The sequence below is a fragment of the Collinsella sp. D33t1_170424_A12 genome (assembly GCF_015554865.1).
In the GTDB taxonomy this organism is placed as follows: Bacteria; Actinomycetota; Coriobacteriia; order Coriobacteriales; family Coriobacteriaceae; genus Collinsella.
This window is the reverse complement of sequence record NZ_JADNJJ010000184.1, coordinates 1-6,297: the sequence shown is the minus strand read 5'-3', so window position 1 is coordinate 6,297 and position 6,297 is coordinate 1. Positions and strand designations below refer to the sequence as shown.

General features: G+C 56.1%; 7 protein-coding genes. All 7 read left to right on the top strand.

Features of this window, described 5'->3' with window-relative positions; translation table 11 throughout:
* Positions 1–711, top strand: a 711-nt coding sequence (locus I2E26_RS07755; protein WP_195420275.1) for a radical SAM protein, incomplete at its 5' end; no start/stop codon positions are given.
* A gap of 6 nt (positions 712–717) precedes the next feature.
* A complete protein-coding gene (pgsA, locus tag I2E26_RS07750; RefSeq protein ID WP_147588247.1) occupies positions 718–1,332 on the top strand; it encodes a CDP-diacylglycerol--glycerol-3-phosphate 3-phosphatidyltransferase in 615 nt (204 codons plus the stop codon).
* A 2-nt stretch (positions 1,333–1,334) separates the two neighbouring features.
* The gene (locus I2E26_RS07745; RefSeq protein WP_195420274.1) at positions 1,335–1,829 is read left to right on the top strand and encodes a CinA family protein; all 495 of its coding nucleotides are present in this window, start codon (positions 1,335–1,337) and stop codon (positions 1,827–1,829) included.
* Between the two features lie 203 nt (positions 1,830–2,032).
* Positions 2,033–3,160 (top strand): recombinase RecA, encoded by a 1,128-nt coding sequence (gene recA, locus I2E26_RS07740; protein WP_147588249.1) that lies wholly within the window; start codon positions 2,033–2,035, stop codon positions 3,158–3,160.
* Positions 3,161–3,288: 128 nt separating this feature from the next.
* Complete coding sequence (locus I2E26_RS07735) at positions 3,289–3,837, top strand: RecX family transcriptional regulator (protein WP_195420273.1); 549 nt, start codon at positions 3,289–3,291, stop codon at positions 3,835–3,837.
* Positions 3,838–4,125: 288 nt separating this feature from the next.
* Positions 4,126–5,676 (top strand): ribonuclease Y, encoded by a 1,551-nt coding sequence (rny, locus tag I2E26_RS07730; RefSeq protein ID WP_195420272.1) that lies wholly within the window; start codon positions 4,126–4,128, stop codon positions 5,674–5,676.
* Positions 5,677–5,678: 2 nt separating this feature from the next.
* On the top strand, positions 5,679–6,297 hold a 619-nt coding region (locus tag I2E26_RS07725; RefSeq protein ID WP_195420271.1), incomplete at its 3' end, for an ATP-binding protein.

Genomic DNA, 6,297 nt, shown 5'->3' with positions numbered 1-6,297 from the left:
CCTAAAAACCTGGCGCAGCTTCTCGTGGCTCTTGCCGAGGAGCTGCGACCCGAGCACGTATGGATACGCGTGCTCTACCTGCAGCCAGAGGGCATGACCGACGAGCTCATTACTGTCATCCGCGATACCCCCGAGGTTCTGCCCTATATCGACATTCCCGTCCAGCATTGCTCTGCGCGTGTGCTCAAAGCTATGAACCGCAGCGGATCGGAAGAGGAGCTTGACGAACTTTTCGAGCGCCTGCGTGACGAGATACCCTCCATGGTCATCCGCACCACGAGCCTCGTTGGCTTCCCCGGGGAAACCGACGATGAGGCCCAGCGCATGCTGTCCTTCATGGATCGCAACGGTTTCGATTACACGAGCGTATTCTCCTATTCGCCTGAAGACGGCACTCGTGCTGCCCGCATGGACGGTCAGGTGGAAGAAGAGATCAAGCTCCAGCGCACGCAGGCCGCAATAGATCTTGCGGAATCGCTCGGCTTCGCCGCCACGGCCTCCCATGTGGGCGAGGTCGCTGAAGTTATCGTCGATGGTGTCGAGGAGACCGAAGACGGTCTCGAGTTGATCGGCCACGCATGGTTCCAGGCACCCGATAGCGACGGCGCCGTTCATCTCGACGTCGACGAAGCATGCGTCGGCGATATCCTGAAGGTGGAGTTTACCGATAGCTTCTGCTACGAGCTCATCGGTCATGTCGTTGAGGAGTAACCATCTATGGCAGTGAACAACAAGGGGCAGGAGATCACGAGCATCTGGACGCCCGCGAATATCGTGACGTGTGTTCGCATTGCGTTCATTCCGTTCTTCATGATTTTGAGCGAGCTCGCCTTCGCTCATGTTTCCACCGGCATGGCATGGGGAGCCTTCGTCATCTACTTCGTGCTGAGTCTTACCGATAAGGTGGATGGCGACCTGGCTCGAAAGCGCGGCGAGGTAACCGACTTTGGTAAATTCCTCGATCCGATCGCCGATAAGCTCCTTGTCTTCGCTGCACTGCTCATCCTGCTCGAGCACCAGTACGTCGGCGTCTGGGCCGTCTTCATTATTATGTTCCGTGAGTTCCTGGTGAGCGCATTGCGCATGGTTGCGAGTGCGAGCGGCGAGGTTATTGCTGCCGATCAGCTTGGCAAGGCCAAGACGGCGGTAACCATGCTGTCGCTTTGCGGCTATCTTCTTTATATCGCCCTTAGTATCGGCGGTGCCGTAGCCCCGGTCGTCGAGATGCTCGGCACCGTCTCCTGGGCCCTCATGATTGCTGCGGTCGTCCTTACCGTCATATCGGGCCTTCAGTATTTCTGGAATGCTCGCCATATCGTCTTTCGCGTATAGCCATGGCCGATAACGAGCTTTTTGAACTAGCTTGTCGCTTCGTTCAGCTTTGTTGCGATCGCGGGGTCACCGTTGCCACGGCGGAGTCGCTTACCGCAGGCATGGTATCCTCCGCGATCGCCGATGTTCCTGGCGCTTCCGCCGTCTTGCGCGGCGGTGCCGTTACATATTGCGACGAAGTCAAGCATGCGGTATTAGGGGTATCCGCTGAGACCCTCGAACGCTTTTCGGCCGTCTCGGCAGACACGGCTCGTGAGATGTGCCTCGGCGCTCGTTCTCTATTCGGTACCGATATGGCGATCAGCCTCACGGGATATGCCGGGCCTGCAGGGGGGACCGACGCCGATCCTGCCGGAACCGTCTACATCGGTCTTTCGAGCCCGTCTCAGATTCGGGTGCATCGTTTCGGCTTTGAAGGGAATCGCAACGATGTCCGCCGGGCCGCGTCGATTCAGGCGCTGCGGCTTCTTATCGACGAGCTTGTGGATTCCGAGTGAATCTCTGCGCTACGATTGTTACTTTTACGTGCGCCCCGCCATACGTGAGCTGGTGTTGTAAGCGTTATTCGTATTTCACTTTCTCCGCAGTTAGTCCTAATAATTCGACTGGGTTGAGCGCTCCTCTATAGTTGAATCACGATGCTTGCAACGAACAGCTGTTCGTTGTACCATCAAACAACAATTGTATTGGAGGAAGCTATATGGCTAAAAGTTCAGGTCCTGCGCGTACCATCCACGAGCGCACTACGGGTGAAGCACGCGATAAGATGATCGAATCCACTACGGCGGAGATCGAGAAGAAGTTTGGTAAGGGCGCAATCATGAAGTTCGGAGACGGGGGCCCCGAGCTTGAAGTGGAGGCGATACCAACCGGTGCTTTGTCTTTGGACGCAGCCCTCGGCATTGGCGGCGTCCCGCGCGGGCGCATCGTTGAAATCTATGGCCCCGAGTCATCTGGCAAGACAACGCTTTCGCTTGAGATTCTCGCGGAGGCTCAGGCCATGGGCGGCGTCGTTGCCTTCATCGATGCCGAGCACGCGTTGGACCCCACCTATGCAGCTCGTATCGGCGTCGATATCGATGAGGTTTTGATTTCCCAGCCTGACACGGGTGAGCAGGCACTTGAAATCTGCGATATGCTCGTGCGTTCCGGAGCCATCGATGTTATCGTTGTCGACTCCGTAGCCGCGCTCGTTCCGCGTGCGGAGATCGAAGGCGAGATCGGCGAGTCTTCCGTAGGTCTTCAGGCTCGCCTTATGAGTCAGGCCCTTCGAAAGCTTGCCGGCTCGCTTGCAAAGTCTAAAACGACCTGCATCTTCATCAACCAGCTTCGTGAAAAAATCGGCGTTATGTTTGGCAACCCCGAGACTACTACCGGCGGCCGCGCGCTGAAGTTCTTCTCGAGTGTTCGCATCGATATCCGTCGCATCGACTCAATCAAGCTGAAAGATGAGATCGTTGGCAACCGCGTGCGGTGTAAGGTTGTAAAAAACAAGGTCGCCGCTCCCTTCCGGACCGCGGAGTTCGACATTATGTACGGTACCGGTATCTCCAAAGAGGGATCTATTATCGATATGGGCGTCGATTACGGTATCGTGCGCAAGGCAGGTGCTTGGTATACCTATCCGTGCGGTGACGAGGTTGAGCGTCTCGGCCAGGGCCGTGAGGCCGCAAAGGAATGCCTGCGGTCCCATCCCGACCTTCGTGATGAGATCGAGCACAAGGTACGCGTTGCCTGCGGTCTTGATTTCGAAGATGAGGCCACGGGTCTTGCGGTTGATCTTGGTGATGATGCCTCCGCGCTCGGTGTGGATTCCCTTAACGTCTAATGTGTCCCCCAATCGTTGAAGTTGTTGGCCTGGCCGTTTGTTATCCCGATCAGATTGCCAGGCCAGCTTCCGGTCTCTCTCGCATGCGGCCGCGCGCAGAAATAAATCTATCGCTTTCAGACGGGGGAGTGAAGGCCATTCCGCTTGCCGTCCGCGCCGCGCGGGCGCTTGATATCGACGCTGTGCAGCTTCCTGCTTCCCTTGTCTCTGTTCAAGCTTATATAGCTGACGTAGAGACCAAGGCGTGCTATGCGTGCCTGCTCGACATGCTGTCGCGTCGCGACTATGCGATCGAAGAGGCACGAACGAAGCTGATTTCGCTGGGGTTTAGCTCAGATGCATCCCGCGCTTCGGTGGCAAAGGCAGTTGATTTCCGCTTCTTAGATGACCGAAGATTTGCTGCGTATTACATAGAGGAACGAAAGCGCAGGGGCTGGGGGAGGCGTCGCATCGAAGCCGAGCTTCGTCATAAGGGTATCTCGATATCTGATATTCCTGGGTATCCGGACTCGTATTTTGATGAGGACGACGATGCCCAGCGTGCGGCATCCCTTCTCGAACGTAAGCGCATACCGGAATCCCATGCCTACGACAAACTCGTCCGCTTTTTATTGGGTAAGGGGTTTGACTACTCAACCGCTTCTCGTGCCGTAAGGACTCGCCTTGAAGAAGAATAGCGATGAACTCCCTTTATGCATAGCGCCTTCTGTATACAGGATTTGATGATTTCTAAGCTTCTATATACAGGTCTGTACAAGCCATTCGCCTGATGTTCGATTGACAGAACCATTACGAGCACGTACGATTAAACAGTCATTTGCTATGTGATGCACGCTCATCCTCTGATGAGATTGATATTGTATATATTCATTATTCTGGGTGGCCTGAATACATGCCAAATGTCCCGCATAGACACATCGTGTCGATGCGGTTTTCTGCACTAATTCCATAAAAGGAGCTTAAGCATGGAGATTATTGTTGGCATTGTATGCCTGATGGCGGGCGCTGGCGGAGCCGTTCTCGCCATGCGCAACGCCAAAGCAGGCAGCATCCGCGAAGCAGAGAGCAAGATCCAGTCTGCTCATGCGGAGGCGGAGAATGTCATGGGCGAAGCGCGTCGTGCAGCCGAAACTCTGAAGAAGGAGGCGCTGCTCGAGGCAAAGGAAGAGATCATCCAGAGCAAGCAGGCTGCGGAAGCCGAGGAGAAGCAGCGCAAAAAAGAGCTTCGAGTCCTTGAGAACCGCGTTATGCAGCGTGAGGAATCCCTTGATCGCCGCAATGAAGCGCTGGACAAGCGCGAGCATCAGCTATCGAGCCAGCAGGGCCAGATTGAAAAGAAGAGCCGCGAGCTTAACGAGCTTTACGATAAGCAGACCAGCGAACTTGAGCGCATTGCCGAGCTGACTCGCGATGATGCGCACAAGGAGCTGCTCGACAAGGTGCGTTCTGAAGTGACTCATGAGTCGGCCGCCATCATTCGCGAATCCGAGCAGCGTGTAAAGGCTGAATGCCATAAGACCGCACAGGAGATCGTTTCCCTCGCTATTCAGCGCTGTGCCGCCGATCACACGGCTGAGGTCACCGTTACCTCCGTCCACATTCCCTCTGATGACCTGAAGGGTCGCATCATCGGCCGCGAGGGTCGTAACATCCGCACATTCGAACAGGTTTCCGGTGTCAACCTTGTTATCGATGACACTCCCGAGACGGTCGTTCTCTCCAGCTTTGACCCCGTGCGTCGCGAGACGGCCCGCGTTGCCCTTGAGAATCTTATAGCCGATGGCCGTATTCATCCGGCTCGTATCGAAGAGATGTACCACAAGGCGTCCGACTTGGTTCAGGAGCGCGTGCGTGAGGCCGGCGAACAGGCTACGTTCGACACGGGCATTCACGACCTTCATCCCGAGCTCGTGAAGACCCTTGGCTCTCTTCGTTATCGCACGTCCTTTGGCCAGAACGTCTTGCGCCATTCGATCGAGGTCGCTGAGCTTTGCGGCATCATGGCTTCCGAGCTCGGCGTCGACTCGCGCATCGCCAAGCGCGCCGGCCTTCTTCATGATCTTGGCAAGGCGATCGATCATGAGGTTGAAGGTCCGCATGCCGTAATCGGTGCCGATCTGGCTCGCCGCTACGGAGAGAAGCCCGTCATCGTCCATGCCATCGAAGCCCATCACGGCGACGTCGACCCCAACACCGTTCTTGCTGTTCTTGTTCAGGCTGCCGATGCCATTTCTGCTTCTCGTCCCGGCGCACGTCGTGAATCGGCTGAGAACTACATCAAGCGTCTTGAAAAGCTCGAGGAAATCGCCAACTCTCACGAGGGCGTTGAGCGCACATACGCCATGCAGGCCGGTCGTGAGGTCCATGTTATGGTGCAGCCCGACAAGATCTCCGATGCGGAATCAACCGTTCTCGCTCATGATATCGCGCAGCAGATCGAGGAAGAGATGGAATATCCCGGTCAGGTTCGAGTCGTCGTGATTCGCGAGAGCCGTGCTGTGGGAATCGCTAAATAGCCATGAGTGACGCAAACGAGCTTATATCCTTTATCGCTTCGATGTCGGGAGAGGGCAATCTGCGTGTCGAGGAGAACCTCGGCGAAGGCTATGTTCGTCTGCGCGTTTCAGAGGCCGAGCGACGTCAGGCAAAGCACGACATCCAGCATACCGAGGACATCGTCATCGAGATGCTCCGCAATGCTCGTGATGCCGGCGCCAGCTCCATCTATGTGGCAACCCAGAAAGAGGAGGGTGTTCGGACCCTCCTCTTTCTTGATGACGGCTCCGGTGTTCCCGAGGACATGCAGTGCCGTATCTTCGATGCGCGCGTTACGTCGAAACTAGAAACCATGAAGATGGATCGCTGGGGCGTGCATGGGCGTGGCATGGCATTGTTTTCAATCAAGCAAAATGCCCGCACTGCTGAAGTCGTCACCTCTGATCTTGGCAGGGGGTCGGTCTTCCGCGTCGTCGTTGACAACTCGGTCCTCAAGGAGCGAGCCGACCAATCAACGTGGCCGCAGGCTTCAAAAAACGATGACGGGCTGTTTACCTGCGTACGTGGTCCCCATAACATCATTCGTACAGCCTGTGAGTTCGCACTCGAGGAGCTGCATGGGTGCGACGTCTACTTGGGGT

Bases quoted from the DNA above. Each gene is read 5' to 3' on its own strand.
- recA (WP_147588249.1), top strand. From the start codon at position 2,033: ATGGCTAAAAGTTCAGGTCCTGCGCGTACCATCCACGAGCGCACTACG.
- I2E26_RS07745 (WP_195420274.1), top strand. From the start codon at position 1,335: ATGGCCGATAACGAGCTTTTTGAACTAGCTTGTCGCTTCGTTCAGCTT.
- pgsA (WP_147588247.1), top strand. From the start codon at position 718: ATGGCAGTGAACAACAAGGGGCAGGAGATCACGAGCATCTGGACGCCC.
- rny (WP_195420272.1), top strand. From the start codon at position 4,126: ATGGAGATTATTGTTGGCATTGTATGCCTGATGGCGGGCGCTGGCGGA.